This is a genomic window from Streptomyces sp. NPDC046759 (assembly GCF_040645475.1).
Lineage (GTDB): Bacteria > Actinomycetota > Actinomycetes > Streptomycetales > Streptomycetaceae > Streptomyces.
The window spans coordinates 309,759-327,663 of record NZ_JBEYYJ010000005.1 but is presented as its reverse complement, the minus strand read 5'-3'; the positions used below and the strand labels follow the sequence as shown (position 1 = coordinate 327,663).

Annotated in this window: 15 protein-coding genes, 1 other RNA gene and 3 pseudogenes; 8 read left to right on the top strand and 11 right to left on the bottom strand. The window is 72.7% G+C overall.

What is annotated here, in order from left to right; translation table 11 throughout:
- Positions 1-3: 3 nt before the first annotated feature.
- The 4 genes from efeO to ABZ919_RS09865 are packed head-to-tail and all read left to right on the top strand — an operon-like array spanning position 4 to position 4,227.
- Positions 4-1,140: an iron uptake system protein EfeO gene (efeO, locus tag ABZ919_RS09880; RefSeq protein ID WP_361244833.1), complete on the top strand. Its 1,137-nt coding sequence runs from the start codon at positions 4-6 to the stop codon at positions 1,138-1,140.
- A complete protein-coding gene (gene efeB, locus ABZ919_RS09875) occupies positions 1,137-2,399 on the top strand; it encodes an iron uptake transporter deferrochelatase/peroxidase subunit (protein WP_361244830.1) in 1,263 nt (420 codons plus the stop codon). The genes efeO and efeB overlap by 4 nt, the downstream gene beginning before the upstream one ends.
- A 3-nt stretch (positions 2,400-2,402) precedes the next feature.
- Positions 2,403-3,275: an iron uptake transporter permease EfeU gene (gene efeU / locus ABZ919_RS09870; RefSeq protein ID WP_361244827.1), complete on the top strand. Its 873-nt coding sequence runs from the start codon at positions 2,403-2,405 to the stop codon at positions 3,273-3,275.
- Complete coding sequence (locus ABZ919_RS09865; protein WP_361244824.1) at positions 3,235-4,227, top strand: hypothetical protein; 993 nt, start codon at positions 3,235-3,237, stop codon at positions 4,225-4,227. The genes efeU and ABZ919_RS09865 overlap by 41 nt, the downstream gene beginning before the upstream one ends.
- 15 nt (positions 4,228-4,242) lie before the next feature.
- On the opposite strand, the gene ABZ919_RS09860 is transcribed toward ABZ919_RS09865, so the two are convergent.
- From ABZ919_RS09860 to ABZ919_RS09840, 5 genes and pseudogenes are all read right to left on the bottom strand, one after another.
- Complete coding sequence (locus ABZ919_RS09860) at positions 4,243-4,965, bottom strand: bifunctional DNA primase/polymerase (RefSeq protein ID WP_361244821.1); 723 nt, start codon at positions 4,963-4,965, stop codon at positions 4,243-4,245.
- Positions 4,966-5,081: 116 nt separating this feature from the next.
- A pseudogene (locus ABZ919_RS09855) lies at positions 5,082-5,696 on the bottom strand (TetR/AcrR family transcriptional regulator).
- Between the two features lie 25 nt (positions 5,697-5,721).
- Positions 5,722-6,705 (bottom strand): small ribosomal subunit Rsm22 family protein, encoded by a 984-nt coding sequence (locus ABZ919_RS09850; protein ID WP_361244819.1) that lies wholly within the window; start codon positions 6,703-6,705, stop codon positions 5,722-5,724.
- 461 nt (positions 6,706-7,166) lie between these two features.
- Positions 7,167-8,348: a serine hydrolase domain-containing protein gene (locus tag ABZ919_RS09845; protein ID WP_361244817.1), complete on the bottom strand. Its 1,182-nt coding sequence runs from the start codon at positions 8,346-8,348 to the stop codon at positions 7,167-7,169.
- The gene (locus ABZ919_RS09840; RefSeq protein WP_361244814.1) at positions 8,288-9,598 is read right to left on the bottom strand and encodes a multidrug effflux MFS transporter; all 1,311 of its coding nucleotides are present in this window, start codon (positions 9,596-9,598) and stop codon (positions 8,288-8,290) included. The genes ABZ919_RS09845 and ABZ919_RS09840 overlap by 61 nt, the downstream gene beginning before the upstream one ends.
- A 112-nt stretch (positions 9,599-9,710) precedes the next feature.
- Here ABZ919_RS09840 and ABZ919_RS09835 point away from each other — a divergent pair, with 112 nt between their 5' ends.
- Together ABZ919_RS09835 and ABZ919_RS09830 are read left to right on the top strand one after the other, a co-directional pair.
- Positions 9,711-10,727, top strand: a complete 1,017-nt coding sequence (locus ABZ919_RS09835; RefSeq protein WP_361244811.1) for a Gfo/Idh/MocA family oxidoreductase — start codon at positions 9,711-9,713, stop codon at positions 10,725-10,727.
- Positions 10,728-10,783: 56 nt separating this feature from the next.
- Entirely contained in the window at positions 10,784-11,542 is a 759-nt protein-coding gene (locus tag ABZ919_RS09830; RefSeq protein ID WP_361244808.1) for an SDR family oxidoreductase, read from the top strand.
- A gap of 236 nt (positions 11,543-11,778) precedes the next feature.
- Here ABZ919_RS09830 and ABZ919_RS09825 read toward each other — a convergent pair whose 3' ends face one another.
- The 3 genes and pseudogenes from ABZ919_RS09825 to ABZ919_RS09815 form a co-directional block, all read right to left on the bottom strand.
- The gene (locus ABZ919_RS09825; protein WP_361244805.1) at positions 11,779-12,990 is read right to left on the bottom strand and encodes a serine hydrolase; all 1,212 of its coding nucleotides are present in this window, start codon (positions 12,988-12,990) and stop codon (positions 11,779-11,781) included.
- Positions 12,991-13,268: 278 nt separating this feature from the next.
- Positions 13,269-14,008: pseudogene (locus tag ABZ919_RS09820) on the bottom strand (aldo/keto reductase); the annotation flags it as partial.
- A 123-nt stretch (positions 14,009-14,131) separates the two neighbouring features.
- The gene (locus ABZ919_RS09815) at positions 14,132-14,458 is read right to left on the bottom strand and encodes a nuclear transport factor 2 family protein (RefSeq protein WP_361244802.1); all 327 of its coding nucleotides are present in this window, start codon (positions 14,456-14,458) and stop codon (positions 14,132-14,134) included.
- 158 nt (positions 14,459-14,616) lie between these two features.
- On the opposite strand from ABZ919_RS09815, the gene ABZ919_RS09810 reads away from it, so the two are divergent.
- Positions 14,617-15,171: a DoxX family membrane protein gene (locus ABZ919_RS09810; RefSeq protein ID WP_361244799.1), complete on the top strand. Its 555-nt coding sequence runs from the start codon at positions 14,617-14,619 to the stop codon at positions 15,169-15,171.
- A gap of 41 nt (positions 15,172-15,212) precedes the next feature.
- Positions 15,213-15,548 carry a MazG-like family protein gene (locus ABZ919_RS09805; RefSeq protein WP_361244796.1) on the top strand — a complete coding sequence of 112 codons (336 nt, stop codon included), beginning with the start codon at positions 15,213-15,215 and terminating at the stop codon, positions 15,546-15,548.
- 85 nt (positions 15,549-15,633) lie between these two features.
- Here the strand turns inward: ABZ919_RS09805 and rnpB are convergent.
- The 3 genes and pseudogenes from rnpB to ABZ919_RS09790 all read right to left on the bottom strand — a co-directional run bounded on the left by rnpB (position 15,634) and on the right by ABZ919_RS09790 (position 17,778).
- Positions 15,634-16,036, bottom strand: an RNA gene (gene rnpB, locus ABZ919_RS09800) — RNase P RNA component class A.
- Positions 16,037-16,154: 118 nt separating this feature from the next.
- Positions 16,155-16,871, bottom strand: a pseudogene (locus ABZ919_RS09795) (DMT family transporter); the annotation flags it as partial.
- Between the two features lie 85 nt (positions 16,872-16,956).
- Entirely contained in the window at positions 16,957-17,778 is an 822-nt protein-coding gene (locus ABZ919_RS09790; protein WP_361244793.1) for an AraC family transcriptional regulator, read from the bottom strand.
- Positions 17,779-17,905: the final 127 nt, after the last annotated feature.

Sequence of the window (17,905 nt, the reverse complement as noted above, 5' to 3'; positions counted from 1 at the left end):
CGCATGCGAGCCGTCCGACTGACCGTCACCGCCGCCACCACCGTGGCCGCTCTGACCGGCCTCACGGCCTGCACCGCGAAGAGCGATGCCAAGGAGGGCGAGGCCATCCGGGTCACCGCGGCCGACTCCACGTGCGCCACCTCCAGCACCTCCGTGCCGGCCGGCCACGTCAGGCTCGAGATACAGAACAAGGGCTCCCGGGCCACCGAGGTCGAAATCCTGTTCCCGGACGACCGGATCGTCTCCGAGAAGGAGAACATCGGGCCGGGCACCAGGTACACGCTGACCGCCGAGGTGAAGGCCGGCTCGTACGAGATCGCCTGCCGCCCGGGCATGAAGGGCCACGGCGTCCGGCAGAAGCTCACCGTGACCGGCGCCGGCAGCACCGCAGAACGCGACCCCGGGCTCGACAAGGCCGTCGCCGAGTACCGCCGGTACGTCCAGGACCAGGCCGACGAGACGCTGCCCCGGGCCGAGACCTTCGTGGAGGCGATCAAGGCCGGCGACCTGGACGCCGCGAAGAAGACCTACGCGATCTCCCGCCTCGGCTGGGAGCGCACCGAGCCGGTCGCCGAGTCCTTCGGCGACATCGACCCCGAGGTCGACGTCCGCGAGGACGGCCTGGAGGACGGCCAGAAGTGGACCGGCTGGCACCGGCTGGAGAAGGCACTCTGGCAGGACAAGAAGATCGGCGCGGCGGAGAAGACCCTCGCCGACCGGTTGGTGAAGGATCTCAGGGACTGGCAGGGCCGGGTCGGCAAGGCCGAGATCACCCCGACCTCCATGGCCAACGGCGCCAAGGAACTGCTGGACGAGGTCGCCACCGGCAAGGTCACCGGCGAGGAGGACCGCTACGCGCACACCGACCTGGTCGACTTCAAGGGCAACGTGGAGGGCGCCCAGAAGGCGTACGAGCTGCTGAAGCCGATCGCCGCCAGGAACGACCGGGCACTGACCGCGGAACTGGACAAGCAGTTCACCTCTTTGGGCGCGCTGCTCGACAAGTACCGCTCGGACAGGACCGGTTACGACTTCGTCCCCTACGACAAGGTAACCGGGGAGCAGCGCAAGGAGCTGTCCGACGCGGTGAACGCACTCGCCGAGCCGCTGTCCAAGCTCGCCGCCGCGGTGGTGAAGTGACCGTGACCGACACCCACAGCGCTCCGTCGCGCCGGGCACTGATCGGCTGGGGCGGTGCCGGGCTCGCGCTCGGCGCCGCCGCGGCCGGCGGAGCCATGGCCGTGACCCGGGCCGGTGACGACATGGACCCGGCGGCCGCCGAGGCGGGTGGCGCGGTGCAGTTCCACGGCGCCCACCAGGCCGGCATCGCCACGCCGGTGCAGGACCGGCTGCACTTCGCCGCGTTCGACGTGAAGACCGACGACCGCGAGGAGTTCGTCCGGCTGCTGAAGGACTGGACGGCGGCGGCCCGGCGGATGACCGCCGGAAAGCCGGTCGGCGAGGGCGCCTTCGACGGGCTCGCCGAGGCCCCGCCGGCCGACACCGGCGAGGCGATGGGCCTCAAGCCGTCCCGCCTGACGCTGACCATAGGGTTCGGTCCGTCGCTCTTCGGCGGGTTCGGCCTGGCCGACAGGCGGCCGGAGGCCCTGGTCGAGCTGCCCGCGTTCCCCGGCGACAACCTGGACAAGGCCCGCACCGGTGGCGACCTGTGCGTCCAGGCCTGCGCGGACGACCCGCAGGTGGCCGTGCACGCCATCCGCAACCTCGCCCGCATCGGCTTCGGCAAGGTCGCCGTGCGCTGGTCCCAGCTCGGCTTCGGCAAGACCTCCTCGACCACCCCGGACGCGCAGACCCCGCGCAACCTCTTCGGTTTCAAGGACGGCACCCGCAACATCGCGGGCAGCGAGGCGGACCGGCTGACGCAGCACGTGTGGGTCGGCGAGCGGGACGCAAGCGCGAAGGACGCCTGGATGACCGGAGGGTCGTACCTCGTCGCCCGGCGCATCCGGATGAACATCGAGACCTGGGACCGGACCTCCCTGCAGGAGCAGGAGGACGTGTTCGGCCGGGACAAGCGCGAGGGCGCCCCGGCCGGCAGGGCCGAGGAGCACGACGAGCCGTTCCTGAAGGCCATGAAACCGACCGCGCACGTACGGCTCGCGCACCCGGACGCCAACGGCGGGATCACCATCCTGCGCCGCGGCTACTCCTTCACGGACGGCACCGACGGCCTCGGCCGTCTGGACGCCGGCCTGTTCTTCCTGGCCTACCAGCGCGACGTGCGCCAGGGGTTCGTCCCGCTGCAGCGCAAGCTGTCCGCGCACGACGCCCTCAACGAATACATCCAGCACGTGGGTTCGGCGGTGTTCGCGATACCGCCCGGTGTTCGGGACGCGGACGACTGGTGGGGCCGCACGCTGTTCTCCGAGGAGGCGTAACCCGTGTTCTCCAACTACCTGATCGGCCTGCGCGAGGGTCTGGAGGCGTCGCTCGTCGTCTGCATCCTCATCGCCTACCTGGTCAAGACCGGCCGCCGGGACGCCCTGAGGCCGATCTGGACCGGCATCGGCATCGCGATCGCCATCGCCATGGGGTTCGGCTGCGCCCTCGAATTCGGCTCCCAGGAGCTGACGTTCGAGGCGCAGGAGGCGCTCGGCGGCTCGCTGTCGGTGGTCGCGGTGGGCCTGGTGACCTGGATGGTGTTCTGGATGCGGCGCACCGCACGGCACCTGAGGTCGCAGCTGCACGGCAGGCTGGACGCGGCCCTCGCCATGGGCACGGGCGCGCTGGTCGCCACCGCCTTCCTGGCCGTCGGCCGGGAGGGCCTGGAGACCGCGCTGTTCGTGTGGGCGTCGGTGCACGCGGCCAGCGACGGCACCCCGCGCCCGCTGATCGGTGTCGCCCTCGGCCTCGCCACCGCCGTCCTGCTCGGCTGGCTGTTCTACCGGGGCGCCCTGAGGATCGACCTGGCCAAGTTCTTCACCTGGACCGGGGGGATGCTGGTGGTGGTCGCTGCGGGTGTGCTGGCGTACGGCTTCCACGACCTGCAGGAGGCCGACTGGCTGCCGGGCCTGACGAACCTGGCGTTCGACATCAGCGGCACCGTCCCGCCGGACAGCTGGCACGGCACGCTCCTGAAGGGCGTGTTCAACTTCCAGCCCGACCCGACGGTCCTTCAGGTCACGGTGTGGCTGCTGTACCTGGTCCCGGCACTCGCGCTCTTCCTCGCCCCGGTAGGGTTCGCCTCCGGAAAGGGGAAGGTGAAGGGACCCGATGAGCAGGGATCGCAGCCCGCGCAGGCTCCGCAGGCGTGACCGTAACGCACTCGTAGCGGCTTCGCTGACCGCTTTGTCGCTGACGGCGAGCGGCTGCGTGGTGGTGCACGGGGAGCGCGAGGTGCTCCCCGCCGCCACCCGCGCCGAGGCCGCCAAGGCGGTCACCGCGTTCACCACCGCGTACAACAAGGCCGACAAGGCCTACGACAACTCCCTGGACGCGCCCTATCTGACCGGCCCGTTCGGTGACATCACCGCCGCGCGGCTGAAGGCGGGGCACACCAACAACCCGTCGGGCAACCCCAACCACGTGCCGCTGAAGCTGACGGACGTGAAGATCACGATCCCCGAGAAGGCCGGCTGGCCGCGCTGGTTCCTCGCCGACGCCCGGGCCAACAAGACCGGCGACCAGCGCTGGCTGATGGTGTTCACCCGCAACGACCTCGGCGAGCACTGGCGGGTGGCGTACGTCACCCTCGTCGCCCCCGGCCGCGTACCGGAGTTCGAGACCGGCGAGGACGGCCGGGCCGAAACCGTGCCCGCCGAATCCCGTCAACTTGCTGTCGCGCCCGGGAAGTTGAGCGAGGACTACGCCACCTATCTGAAGAAGGGCACGCAGACCTTCACCGAAGGGCTGTACACCAGCCGCGAGCGCACCGACCGGGCCGCGCGGGCGCGCAAGCCGGGCCTGGTCACGCAGTTCATCGACCGGCCGCTGACGGGCGGGGACTACGCTCCGCTGGCGCTGCGTACGGTCGGCGGCGGGGCGCTGGTGTTCTTCACCACGCACCACTACGAGAAGCAGACCGCCGCCCCCGGCACCACCGTGCCGCCGCAGGGCAAGGACGTGCAGGCGCTCACCAAGGGCGAGGTCAAACAGTCCCTGACGATGGAGTTCATCTCCGCCGAGGCCGCCCTGGACCCACCGGGCGTCGGCCGGGTGGCGATAGTGGGCCGGGTACCGGGTCTGACGTCGGCGCAGGGGTCCTGAAACCCCCGGCAGTTTCTACTGATGCCGAAGCGGCCAGGCGGTGCCCGTGTCGGCACAGCGGGCGCACGCGTCGGTCAACGCCTCCAGCAGGGTCAGCGGGTCCGGCAAGGCGTGCTCAGGCCCGCGCGCCCAGCGCACCCGCTGGTCGTCGCCGGGCAGCCGGGCGGGCGGCACCAGCACGTACGACCCCCGGCAGTGCCAGCGCAGGCCGGGGTGCTCGTCCATGGTCTCGGGGTGGCAGTCCAGCTCGCACGGCCACCACTCGTCCTCGTCCTCGGGGGTGCCGCGGGTGAGGGTGAAGAACAGCATGCGGCCGTCGTCGCTCTCGGCGACGGGCCCCACCTCGATCCCGGAGCCGAGCAGCCGCTCCAGGGCCTCCCGCCCGGCTTGCAGCGGCACGTCGAGCACGTCGTGGACCATGCCGGTGGCGGTGATGAAGTTGGCCTGCGGCTGGTGCCGGGCCCAGCGCTCGATCTGGGCGCGGTCGGTGGTGGACTGGGTCTGCCAGGCGAACGACACCGGGTGCCGGGCCGGGGTGGGACAGCCGACGCGGTCGCAGGAACAGCGGTAGCCGGGCGCGGGGTGCGCGGCGGGGGCGAGCGGCAGACCCGCCGCGGCGGCGGCGAGCAGCAGGGACTCGCGGCCGCCGTCGTCGGCAGCCTCCTTCGGACGGCGTCCCCGCAGCCACTGGGAGAGCCTGCCCTGCCGACCGGACCGGCCGCCGAACGTCGCGCTCATCTATCCCCTCGCCTCGCTGGTGTGCGGACAGTGTGCCTTATCGTCCCATCTTCATGCGCTTCGGGGGGCCCGCCGGAGACGGAAGACCCACAGCCACGGGTGGGCGGGGCGGCGCGTCAACGGGGTGCGATTCCGTACAGCGCGTAGTCGACGAGGGTGTCCGTGTAGTCGTACGAGATCGGCCCGGTCCGCTGCAGCCACCGCTGCGCAAGCGGCGAGACGAACAGTTCCAGGGCGATGCGGGGGTCGATGTCTCCCCGTACCGCCCCACCCTGCTGTGCCGAGCGCAGCCGGGAGACGTAGAGCTGGAGCTGGGGTTCGAGCAACGTCGAGACGAACTCGCGGCCCACCTGCTCGTCGACGACGCCTTCGGCGGCCAGCGCACGCGCCGCCGGCTCGAAGCGCGGGTCGAGGAGTTCGTCCACGGTGGCCCGGAGCACCGCCTTGAGGTCGGCGGCGAGGTCTCCGGTGTCGGGGACGGTGTACGGTTCCTGCCCCGCTTCCCGGGCCGTCCGCGCGCCGAGGTCGAGGAAGGCCTCCAGCAGGACGTCCGCCTTGGAGGACCACCAGCGGTAGATCGTCTGCTTGCCGACGCCGGCTCGCGCGGCGATCCCCTCGACGGTGGTCTTCGGATAGCCCACCTAGCCGACCAGGGCGAGGGCGGCGGCGTAGATCGCTCTGCGGGACTTCTCGCTGCGGCGGGAGGCGTCGGGGGCCGGCTTCTTGACCATGGGGGACGCTGACAAGCCACGACGGCTACACGGGCGGCCACGCATCTCCCCAGTCGGCGTCCCGGGCCGCCTTGTACAGGTGGCCGTGGCGTTTGGTGACCGTCGTACGGGTCAGCCGTTCGTCCGCCTCGCACAGGTCGAGGAGCACTTGGCCCTTGCGGATCTGCGGGCGCCGGATCACACGGGAGGCGGCCGGCTCGGCGGGCAGGCGGGTGGCTGCGACGTAGGAGAACTTCTCGTCCTCGTACGGCAGGGTGCCGCCCTTGACCTGCCGGTGCAGGGAGGAACGGCTCACCCGGGCGGAGAAGTGACACCAGTCCCTGCCGGGCTCGATGGGGCAGGCGGCACTGTGCGGGCAGGGGGCGACGACGTGCAGGCCGGCCCGGATCAGGCGGTCGCGGGCCTCGATGACACGGGCGTAGCCGGCCGGGGTGCCGGCCTCCACGATCACCACGGCCCGCGCGGCGGCCGCGGCGGCATCGACGAGGGCGGCGCGGTCGGGCTCGGAGAGCTCGTTGAGGACGTACGACACCGTGACGAGATCGGTGTCGTCCAGGGTGAGGTCGGCGCCGATCCGGGCGCGCTGCCAGCGGGCCCCGCGCAGGGCCGGGTGGGCGTCGGCGATCTCCCGGCCGAGGGCGAGCGCGGGCTCGGCCCAGTCCAGCACGGTGACGGCGCGCTCGCCGGGCCAGGTCGCGCCGACGGCCCAGGTGGCGGCGCCGGTGCCGCCACCGACGTCCACATGGCTGCCGGGCGTCCAGTCGGGTACGGCGTCCGCGAACGCCTCCAGCGCCGAGCGGACGGCCTCGAAGGTGGCGGGCATGCGGTAGGCGGCGTACGCGACCACGTCGGCACGGTCGCGGAGGATGGGGGCGTGGGTGGGGGTGGCGCCGCGGTAGTTGGCGATCAGCCTGTCGACCGCCCCCGCCGCTTGCCTGGGCGGAAGTCCGTCGAGCAGCCCGGCGAGAGTCCTGCGCAGGGCTTCGGCCGGGGATACGGGGTCGTTCACCCGGAGATTCTAAGGCGGATTCCGGGGCGGGTTCCGGGGCGGATCCGGGACGGGCTCGGGGACGGGTCCGGGGTCGGGCTCAGGGACGGGTTCCGGAAGGGCCCGGGGGGCCGGGACGGGAACCGGAAGGGCCCGGGGCGGGCTCCGGGACGGATCCGGACGGGCTCGGCAGCGAGCACCGCGGCGAGCTCGGGGACGGACTCCGCGACGAGCCCCGGGACAGGCTCGGAGGCGGGATCCGGAACGGGCTCGGGCACGGATCCAGGGGCGGGTTCCGGACAGGCTCAGGGGCTGGATCCGGGACGCGGTCGGGGACGGATCCGGGGCAGGTTCCGGACTGGCTCGGGGGCCGGGACGGGGACCCGACGGTCTCGGCGACGGGGAGGATCGCAGCGAGCTCCGGGACGGGCTCGGCAGCGAGCACCGCTCGGTTCCGGGCGGATGGGTTCTGGGGGTGTCCCTCAGATCACCGCCCTTGCCAGACGCGTCGCCAGGGCTGCCCGCGGTGCGCTGTCCGTCGGTCGGCGTCTCGGGTGGACCGTGTTGGCCAGCAGGACCAGGAACGTGTCCGTCCTCGGGTCGAGGACGAGGGACGTGCCCGTGAAGCCCGTGTGGCCCGCCGCTCCGTGGCCCGCCAGTTCGCCCATGAACCACGACTGGTCGACGGCGAAGCCCAGACCCGGCGGGGTGAGCAGGAGCTCGACGAAGTCGGGGCCGAGGATGCGGGCGGGGCCGTAGGAGCCGCCCGTGAGCAGGGCGCGGCAGAAGACCGCCAGGTCGCGGGCGGTGGAGAAGAGCCCGGCATGCCCGGCGACGCCGCCCAGCGCCCAGGCGTTCTCGTCGTGCACCACGCCCCGCAGCATGCCGCGGTCCGCCTTCGCCCACGGTCGCCGCTGGTCCTCGGTGGCGGCCGCGCCGGGGCAGGGTCCGAACGTCGTGGACGTCATGCCGAGCGGCCGGGTGATGCCGTCCCGGACGAGGACGTCGAGACCGCGGCCGGTGATGCGCTCCAGCACGGCCTGGAGCAGGAGCATGTTCAGGTCGGAGTACAGATACCGGCCCGGCCGGCCCGTCGGGTGCTCGGCGCGCAGCAGGGCGAGCCGGCCGGCGTCGTCCGGGCAGTCGTACAACGGCAGTTCGGGGCGCAGCCCGGAGGTGTGGGTGAGCAGCTGCCGCACAGTGACGCGATGCGCGGCCGCGGCGTGGAAGTCGGGCAGGTAGTCGCCGACCCGGGCGTCCATGCCGAGGGTGCCGCGCTCGATCTGCTGCACGGCGGCGACGGAGGTGAACAGTTTGGTGAGGGAGGCCAGGTCGAAGGGTGTGCCGACGGTCGCCGGGACCCGGGCGGCGAGCGGCAGTTCGACACCGGTGTCGGTCTCGGGGTCGTAGGCGCGGTGGCGGACGGCCCAGCCCGCGGCCTCGGCCACGGCGATCACGGGGCCGCGCCCGGCCAGCACGACGGCGCCGGCCGCCCAGGGGCGGTCTCCGGCGGTGAGGGCGTGCAGCTCGCCGACCAGGTGCCCGAGTTCCTCGGGGTCGAGCCCGGCCCGTTCCGGTGTGTCGGCGCGCAGTCTCGGTGCGCTCAGTTCTCGTCTCCCTCCGAGCCCGCACGTGTGTTCCCACGCGCATCCCAGGGACGGCACATTCCCACGAAGCAGGCCACCGCGACCAGTGCTCCCGCCAGTTGGACCACCGCCATGGGGACGGCGGTGTGCTCCCCGGCGACGCCGACGAGCGGTGAGGCGACCGCGCCGACGAGGAAGGAGGAGGTGCCGAGCAGCGCGGAGGCGGAGCCGGCCGCGTGCCGCGTGCGCAGCAGGGCGAGGGACTGGGCGTTGGGGAGCGTGAGGCCCATGGCGGACATGAGGACGAAGAGCGCGGCGGCGAGCGGGGCGAGGCCCGTGTCGCCGAGGGCGCCGGTGGACATCAGCAGCAGGGCGGTCGCGGCGAGCACGATCACGGTGAGGCCGCAGGCCAGCACCTTCTCCAGGGCGACCCGGCCGACCAGCAGCTTGCCGTTGATCTGCCCGGCGGCCACCAGGCCGACCGAGTTGAGGCCGAACAGCAGGCTGAACGTCTGCGGGGAGGCGCCGTAGATGTCCTGGATGACGAAAGGGGATGCGCTGACGTAGGCGAACAGCGCGGCGAAGGCGAAACCGCCGGCCAGCATGTAGCCGGTGAAGGGCAGGTCGGCGAGCAGGCCGCGCATCGAGCGCAGGGCCTCCCCCACCCCGCCGGCGTGCCGCTCGGCCGGCGGCAGGGTCTCGGGCAGCCGCAGCCAGACGACCGCGGTGAGGACGGCGCCGACGACCGTGAGGACGGCGAACACGCCCCGCCAGTCGGTCACCCGGAGGATCTGCCCGCCGATCAGCGGCGCCACGATCGGGGCGGCCCCCGATATCAGCATCAGGGTGGAGAAGAACCGGGCCATGGCGACGCCGTCGTAGAGGTCGCGTACGACGGCGCGCGCGATGACGACTCCGGCCGCGCCGGACAGGCCTTGGACGAGGCGGAAGGCGGTCAGTGTCCCGACGTCCGGCGCGAGGGCGCACAGGGCGGTCGCGAGGAGGTAGACGCCGAGACCGGCCAGCAGCGGGCGCCGACGGCCCCAGCGGTCGCTCATCGGGCCCACGACCAGCTGCCCGAGCGCGAGCCCGGCCATGCAGGCGGTGAGGGTGAGCTGGACGGTGACGGCGGGGGCGTGCAGCGAGCGGGTGACCTCCGGCAGGGAGGGCAGGTACATGTCCATCGCGAGCGGGGTCGTCGCGGTGAGGCCGCCCAGGAGGAGGGTGACGAGCGGACCGGTGCGCCGTACCGCGCCGGCCGGCGCCGCGGTGGTGGTGGCGGACGCGTCCTGTGTCTTCGGTGCCGGCACCGCCGCGTGCTCGCGCATCCGTCCCTCCCCTGTCCGTGGTCCTGCCGTCGGGCCACCTGCCGTACCCGACCGGCCCCTATGCTCTCAGCCCGTACGGATTGCCGGGGCACACATGAGCGAGGGCGGGGCGATGGCGGAGCAGAGGGTGCGCTGGGGGATCCTGGCGACGGGCGGTATCGCGGCGGCGTTCGCCGCGGACCTGGTCGACCTGCCGGACGCGGAGATCGCGGCGGTGGCCTCGCGGCGGCGGGAGTCGGCGGAGGCGTTCGCGGAGCGGTTCGGGGCGGGCCGGGCGTACGGCGACTGGGAGTCGCTGGCGGCCGATCCGGACATCGATGTCGTGTACGTCGCCACCCCGCACTCGGCGCACCGGGTCGCGGCCGGGCTGTGCCTGCGGGCGGGGCGGAACGTGCTGTGCGAGAAGCCGTTCACGCTGAACCTGCGCGACACCGAGGAACTCGTCGCGCTCGCGCGGGAGCACGACCGCTTCCTGATGGAGGCGATGTGGATGTACTGCAATCCGCTCGTGCGGCGCTTGAAGGCGCTGGTGGACGACGGCGCGATCGGCCACGTCCGCACCGTGCAGGCCGACTTCGGGCTGGCCGGTCCCTTCCCGCCGGCGCACCGGCTGCGGGACCCGGCGCTGGGCGGCGGGGCGCTGCTGGATCTGGGCGTGTACCCGGTGTCGTTCGCCCAGCTGCTGCTGGGGGAACCGGAGGCGGTCGCGGGGAGCGCGCTACTCTCGCCCGAGGGCGTCGATCTGCAGACGGGCGTGGTGCTGTCCTGGGACAGCGGGGCGATGGCCTCGCTGCACTGCTCGATCGTCGGCGGCACCGGCGGCACGGCCTCGGTGACCGGTTCGCGCGGCCGGATCGACGTGCCGTCCGGCTTCTTCCACCCGGAGCGGTTCGTGCTGCGCCGCGACGGCCGTGAGCCCGAGGAGTTCACCGCCGATCCGGCCGACGGGCCGCGCACCACCCTGCGGCACGAGGCGGCCGAGGTCATGCGCGCGCTGCGGGCGGGCGAGAAGGAGTCGCCACTGGTGCCGCTGGAGGGCTCGCTGGCGGTGATGCGGACGCTGGACGCGGTGCGGGAGCGGATCGGGGTGCGGTATCCCGGGGAAGCGGTGACCGCTGTCACCGGATAACCGTATGACGGACAGTGGATTCCGCATGGCGGATGCGCCGCCTACGCTGCGGAGCCATGACTGACAGGGAATCGAAGATCGCGGTGGTGACCGGGGCCGGCTCCGGCATCGGCCGGGCCGTCGCCGTGGAGCTGCTGGGGGCGGGCTGGTCGGTGGCGCTGGCCGGCCGGCGTACGGGAACACTGGAGGAGACGGCGGCGCTGGCTCCGGCGGCCGCCTCGCTCGCCGTGCGCACCGACGTGTCCCGCCCCGAGGAGGTGGACGCGCTGTTCGCGGCGACGGTGGACCGTTTCGGGCGGGTGGACCTGCTGTTCAACAACGCGGGGACCTTCGGGCCGGGCGGGGTCCCGGTCGAGGAGCTGCCCTACGACGCCTGGCGGCACGTGGTGGACACCAACCTCAACGGGGCGTTCCTGTGCGCGCAGGCGGCGTACCGGCGGATGAAGGAGCAGGATCCGCAGGGCGGCCGGATCATCAACAACGGCTCCGTCTCCGCCCATGCGCCCCGCCCGCACTCGGTCGCCTACACCGCGACCAAGCACGCGCTGACCGGCCTGACCAAGTCGCTGTCGCTGGACGGGCGGCGGTACGGCATCGCGGTCGGGCAGATCGACATCGGCAACGCGGCCACCGACATGACTGCCCGGATGGAGACCGGCGCGCTCCAGGCGAACGGCGAGGTGCTCCCGGAGCCGGTGATGGACGTGGCCGATGTGGCACGGACCGTGCGGCACATGGCCGAGCTGCCGCTTGCGGCGAACGTGCAGTTCGCCACGGTGCTGGCGACGACGATGCCGTACATCGGGCGGGGCTGAGGACGGGAGCGCGGTCCCACTCGCCTTCCACACAAACGGAATTTGAACATCCGCGGTATTGCGGCCGTCCAGCACATATGCTCAACTTTCCTCCACAACTGCTTCACACTTGGAGCACGTGGATTCCGCAGCCATGGTGAGGGGGGAGGCGGCGGCCGTTCCACCGGACCGGAGTTGGGGGTGGACCTCGCGGGACGCGGGGTGCGCACCGGTCGGTGGAACGGCCGCCGCACGCTTCAGCGCCGGTGCCGTCCGCCCGCCTCCGCGGTCTCCATCACCTCGGCTGCCTCCTCGGACGCCGCCACGGCGGCCGCCCTGCGGCGACGCCGCTTCACCACCATCGCCGTGCCGGCCGCCACCAGCAGCGCGGTGAGCCCCGCACCCTCCGCCACCCGGCCGGCCGACGGCCCGCCGGAGCCCGAGGCCGACTTGCCGGCCGCCTGTGCCGCGTTGCCGGTGGGCGCCGGGCTCGCCTTCGCCCCGCCCTCGCTGAGCGGATCGACCAGCAGGCCCACGGCCTGCGCCGAACGCCCGCGTCCGAAACCCCAGTCGAGCAGCGCGGCGGTCTGCTCGTAGACGGCGTTGCTGCCGGTGGCCGGGTGCATCACGGTCACCAGCAGGGTGCGTCCGCCCCGGGTGGCCGCGCCGGTGAAGGTGTTGCCGGCATGGCTGGTGTAGCCGTTCTTGACGCCGATCAGGCCGTCGTACGCCTTCAGCCCCCACGCCCCGGTCAGCAGACGGTCGGTGTTCTGGATCTGGAAGGTCTTCTTGCCGCCGGCCGGGAAGTCGGCGGTCTTCGTGCCGCAGTACCCACGGAAGTCGGCGTCCTTCAGGCCGTGGCGGGCGAACAGCGTGAGGTCGTACGCCGAGGAGATCTGACCCGGGTGGTCGAAGCCGTCCGGACTGACCACATGGGTGTCCAGGGCCTGCAGGTCCTGGGCCTTCGCCTGCATCTCGGCGACGGTCTCGGCGATGCCGCCGTTCATGTGGGAGAGCACGTGCACGGCGTCGTTGCCGGAGCGCAGGAACACGCCCTGCCACAGCTGCTCCACGGTGTAGGTGATACCGGGCTTGATACCGACCAGGCTGGAGCCGAGCGGGACGTCGGCGACATCGGCGTCCTTGACGGTGTACCGCTCGGTGCGGTCGAACTTCTTCAGCACGGTGTCCGCGAACAGCATCTTCAGCGTGGACGCGGGCGGCAGCCGCCGGTGCGCGTCGAACGAGGCGAGCACCTCGCCGCTCTCGCAGTCGGCGATCAGCCACGAGCGGGCGGTGAGCTTCTCGGGCAGTCCGGAGGCGCCGCGCACCTGGACGCCGGTGCCGGCCAGCCGCTCACCGCCGATGACGGTGGACTCGGCGGCGGCCGGGGTGGTCATGGACACGGGAAGGGCGGCGGCCGTCAGTCCGAGGACGGCACGCCGACTGAGCCGGGAGCATTCGCGCACCTGGGGACGGTACACCGCGCCCAGCAGCGCACTCCGCACCGGACGGCCGCCGCGTCCAGGGAATTTGCAACCTTATGAGAATCTGATGAGTTACTCCGCCGCCCCCTCCCTTGCGCAACCCTTACCCAGGGTGGCTCAAAGGTTCCTGCCCAGCTTGTGACCGCGCCCACAGCGGGCGCCAAGAACCTTCGGGGAACGGGATGTTCTGCGCCTGTCTCGCCGACGACGGGCAGCCGCGCGGCGGTCACCGCCGCCGACCGGCTCTGGCCGGGGGCCGCTCACCTCCCCAGGATCCGGTCGATGTCGGCCATCTGCTGCGGGGTGAGCGGCCCCTTCTCCAGCGCCCCCGCGTTCTGCTCGGCCTGCGCGACCGTGCGGAAGCCGGGGATGGGGAGGGTGCGCGGGCTACGGGCCCAGATCCAGGCCAGGGCGCCCTGGGCGAGGGTACGTCCACCGCTGGTCAGGACGTCGCGCAGGGCGTCGACCCGGTCCAGCCACATGCCGTCGGCGCCGGAGCCGTCACCGTCGTACCCCTGCATCCAGGCGGGCGGCCGGCTCCGGATGTCCCCGGCGGCCAGGGGCTCCTTGCGCCGCCCGGCCAGCAGCCCCATGCCCAGCGGACTGCGATCGATGCTGGCGAGCTCCAACCGCTCGCACAGTGCGACGAGTTCAGGGGCGTCGTGGAGCACGTTGAGGGCGTGCTGCACGGCCGTGCAGTGCGGCCCCTCGGCGAACACGGCGGCGCGCTCGGGGTCGTCGGTGCTCCAGGCGTACCCGCGGACGAGGCCTTGCCGGACGAACTCCTCGCACTGGTCCCGGAGTTCCGCGGCCCGGGCGGCGTCGGCGTCGGAGATGTGCAGCTGGTACAGATCGATGTGGTCGGTGCCGAGGCGGCGCAGGGAGGCGGTGAGGCACGGCGGGCGTACTCGGGGGTGTCGTCCTGGCCGTCGGCGGTGCGGGTCTCCGGGTCGAAGACGTTGCCCCACTTGGTGGCGAGCACGACGTCATCGCGCCGTTTGTCCTTCGCGTCATGTGCGTCATGCCGCGGGACGCTAGGAGGTGAAGCGCACACGAGGGCAAGAGCCGCGACGGCCTTTCCCGCCCTGCCTGGTGCCGTCGGTCCGTGCCCGCGGTCCGCGTCTTATGCCTGTCCGGTCTCGAAGCGGGAGATCCGGCCGTCGTCCTCGACGGTGAAGGTCCACTTGGTGCGCATCTCGCCCCAGGTGTCATTGCTGTAGCGGGCCAGGAGGACGCGGCCGCCGGCCGACTCGTTGTCGACCTCCATGTGGCCGTGGGAGGAGAAGATCTCCTGGTCGGTCCACTCGGCGAGGTCACGGTCGGAGCCGTCGTCGGACATGGTCGCGCCGGGCGCCAGGAGGGCGAGGAACCCCTCCCTGTCATGGGAGTTGACGGCGTTGACGAAGGCACGGACGGCCGGGTCGCTGAGCTTGGCTGGCTGAATCGTCATGGCGCAAGGCTCACACCGCGCCGCCGGGCCCGCCACCCGAACGCCGCCCACGGCGGGCTGACGGGTGTGAGAGCTGCGACGGTGGAAACGCGGACGCGGACCCGCAAGGCACCCGTCCGAGTGTCCACCTGTCCGCATGTCTCTGCATGGGAGTCACCGTGAGCTGTTACGACCGACGTGATCTGGGCCTGCTGCTGCTCCGGCTGGGGACCGGCGGGGTGCTGGCCGCGCACGGCGCGCAGAAGCTGTTCGGCTGGTTCGGCGGCCACGGACTGGAGGGCACCGGCCAGTTCATGGAATCCGTCGGATACGCCCCCGGCAGGGCGAGCGCCACGGCGGCGGGTCTCGCGGAAACGGGCGGCGGCACCCTCCTCGCCCTGGGCCTGGCGACCCCGGCGGCGGGCGCGGCGGCGGCCGGCGCGATGGCGGGGGCGGCGGCGGTCCACATGCCCAACGGCTTCTTCGCCCAGGAGGGCGGCTACGAGCACGCGGCGAGCCTGGGCCTCGCGGCGGCGGGCCTCGCGGTGACCGGCCCCGGCCGCCTCTCCCTCGACCACGCCCTCGGTCACGTCTTCGACCGGGGGTGGATGGTGCCGGTGACCCTGGGCGTGACGGCGGCGGCCACGGCGGTGGTCATCGGGGCGCGGAACCGGCGGGTGCGGGTCAAGGCGGAGGGAGAGCAGGAGGTGCTGTTCGAGGAGTTCGAGGAGTAGTCGGTACGGTGCGGCGCCGGGGGCATGGAAAGCTGCCCGGCATGACCGATCAGGACGCTCCCGCCCTCTGGCCCACCATCGACGAACTCTGGTCCCGCCTGGAGGCCAGCCGCGCCCACCCCGGGACCGAGGGCCTCCTCCTGCGCATCCTCAAGCTGTCGGAGGAGGTCGGCGAGGTCGCGGAAGCGGTGATCGGGGCAACCGGCCAGAACCCGCGCAAGGGCGTCACCCACACGTGGGAGGACGTACAGGGGGAACTGTGCGACGTCGCCATCACGGCGCTGGTGGCGCTACGGACGCTGACGCCGCAGGCGCAGGGGGTGTTCGAGGCTCATGTGAAGGGGGTCGGGGAGCGTCCGCTCACACCGCCGGCGTAAGCCACTCCCCTGCCGCGCACGTCAGTCCCAGCCGCACGCACCAAAGCCCCGGCCAGGCTGTTTCCCCTGGTCAGAGCTTCGCTGGCAGACGAGTCGGGCTGTACGCCGGGTTCTGTTCCCCGGGGCCCTCGCGGGCCCCGGGGCGACGGCCATCCATCTAGGGCCGGTGTTGCCACCGGCCTCGTGCGGTCTACCCGCGGACTCGGGCGGGCAGCCCTCGTGCGTCCGCGCAGGGACGCCGAAGCGTCCCCTTTTGACCTTGCTCCGGGTGGGGTTTACCTAGCTGCCCAGGTCACCCTGGGCACTGGTGGTCTCTTACACCACCGTTTCACCCTTACCAGGGGCCGGAGCCCCGGGCGGTCTGCTTTCTGTGGCACTGTCCCGCGGGTCACCCCGGGTGGCCGTTAGCCACCACCCTGCCCTGTGGAGCCCGGACGTTCCTCGGGAAGCCCCCTACGGGGACTCCACGCGGCCGTCCGCCCGGCTCGTCTGCCGTGTCGACCATGGTACCGGGCGGCGGGAGCGGCGAGGACCGGCGGCCGCCGTCGCCAGGACGGAGCCCGCCAGGATCAGGGCGAAGGCCACCAGGACCGTCGGCGTCAGCGGCTCGTGCAGGAAGAACGCGCCCGCCGCCACCGCCACGGCCGGGTTGACGTACGTGATGACGGTGGCCCGCGTCGGGCCCGCCTCCTTGATCAGTTCCAGGAAGGCCACGAAGGCCACCGCGGTGCACAGCACGCCCAGGCCCGCCAGTGCCGCCAGGGCGGAGGGCGAGGGGACGGACGACGGGTGTACGGCGATCGCCAACGGGGCGTAGACCAGGGCGGCCAGGGTCAGGCAGGCCGCCGTCAGGTGCAGGGACGGGACCTCCTTCAGACGGCGTGCGGCTATCAGGGGGGCCGTCGCATAACCCACGACCGTCAGCAGGACCTCGGCCAGGGAGCGGTCGTCGCCGCCGGTCAGGTGGGGAAGGGTCAGGACCGTCACGCCGGTCAGGCCGAGCACGAGGCCCGTCAGGCGGCGGGCGCCCAGGTGTTCGGTGCCACCCAGGAGACGGGCCACGACCACGCCGACGATCGGCACCCCGGCGATCAGCAGGCCCGCCGTCGAGCTGGACAGGTGCCGTTCGGCGTCCGTGAGGGTCATCCAGGGGACCATGATCTCCAGGCAGGCGAAGGCCAGCATGGGGCGCCAGTGGGCGCGTACGGTCCGGGACAGGCCGCCCTGGCGCAGGGCGAGGGGCAGCAGCAGGAGCGCTCCGACCGCGCAGCGTGTGAACACCACCACCGGCGGGGACACCTCGTCCACCGCCACCTTGATCATCAGATAGGGGATGCCCCAGATCACTCCCATGAGGGAGAACAGGAACCAGCCGCGTGCAGTCATACGGCGAGTTTCGGCCGCTCCCTCAGGCCGCGTCTTGAACGCTGTTGCGGTACGCCGCCGGCGTCACCCCGAGCACGCGCCGGAACCAGCGGGTCAGGTGCGCCTGGTCGGCGAAACCCACCAGACCCGCCACCTCGGCCGGGCGCAGGCCCGCCTCCAGCAGCCCCCGCGCCCTGCTCACCCGGTACTGGGCCAGCCAGGCGTACGGCGGTATGCCCATGGTCGTGCGGAAGGCCCGCAGGAGCTGGTAGCGGGACAGGCCCAGCTCGGCCGCCAGGCCGGCCAGCGGCGGGGGTGCCGTGAGTTCGCCGGCGAGGCGGTCGCGGACCGTCAGGGCGATCGCGCCCGCACCGGGGATCTCGTCGGACGCCGGTCTGGCCGTGGAGTGGCGGCGGGCCAGGGCCGTCAGCAGCCAGGGCAGGACGGACTCGGCCTCCAGGGGGTCGGGGCAGGCGCTCAGCGCGGTGTGGGCGCGGCGGAGGGCCGCGGCCAGTTCGGGGTCGTCCAGGAGGGGTTCGCGGAAGTGCGGGAGGCCGCCGAGGGTGCCGTCGGCCAGGAGGGACGGCTCGGCGTACAGGGCGCGGTAGGCGTAGCCGTCGGTGGCGTTGCCGGGGCCGCCGGTGTGCATCTCGCCGGGGTCGAGGACAACGATCGTGCCGGGGCCGGTGCGGATGTGTCCGCCCCGGTAGTCGATCACCTCGGAGCCGCCCACGCAGACGCCGATCGTGTACTCGTCGTGGGCGTGCGGTGCGTAGGTGTGCCGGCGGAAGTCCGCCGTCAGCAGATCGAGCGGGGGTCCGCCCCGGCCCAGTCGGGCGCGTGTCCACAGCGCCTGTTCCGCCATGGAACACCCCCTTGTCGTATCGGTCCCGCCAAGGATGCAACGCCTTCAGACCCCGCTTCCATGCCGCGTCCAGGTCGGCGCCGGCCGGGAGGCGGCCGTGGATCTCCAGGACGACCATGCCGTGGGC

Excerpts from the sequence above, each read along its gene's own strand:
- efeO (WP_361244833.1), top strand. The coding sequence starts at position 4 with ATGCGAGCCGTCCGACTGACCGTCACCGCCGCCACCACCGTGGCCGCT.
- ABZ919_RS09865 (WP_361244824.1), top strand. The coding sequence starts at position 3,235 with ATGAGCAGGGATCGCAGCCCGCGCAGGCTCCGCAGGCGTGACCGTAAC.
- ABZ919_RS09860 (WP_361244821.1), bottom strand. The coding sequence starts at position 4,965 with ATGAGCGCGACGTTCGGCGGCCGGTCCGGTCGGCAGGGCAGGCTCTCC.
- ABZ919_RS09840 (WP_361244814.1), bottom strand. The coding sequence starts at position 9,598 with ATGCGCGAGCACGCGGCGGTGCCGGCACCGAAGACACAGGACGCGTCC.
- ABZ919_RS09835 (WP_361244811.1), top strand. The coding sequence starts at position 9,711 with ATGGCGGAGCAGAGGGTGCGCTGGGGGATCCTGGCGACGGGCGGTATC.
- ABZ919_RS09830 (WP_361244808.1), top strand. The coding sequence starts at position 10,784 with ATGACTGACAGGGAATCGAAGATCGCGGTGGTGACCGGGGCCGGCTCC.
- ABZ919_RS09815 (WP_361244802.1), bottom strand. The coding sequence starts at position 14,458 with ATGACGATTCAGCCAGCCAAGCTCAGCGACCCGGCCGTCCGTGCCTTC.
- ABZ919_RS09805 (WP_361244796.1), top strand. The coding sequence starts at position 15,213 with ATGACCGATCAGGACGCTCCCGCCCTCTGGCCCACCATCGACGAACTC.
- ABZ919_RS09790 (WP_361244793.1), bottom strand. The coding sequence starts at position 17,778 with ATGGCGGAACAGGCGCTGTGGACACGCGCCCGACTGGGCCGGGGCGGA.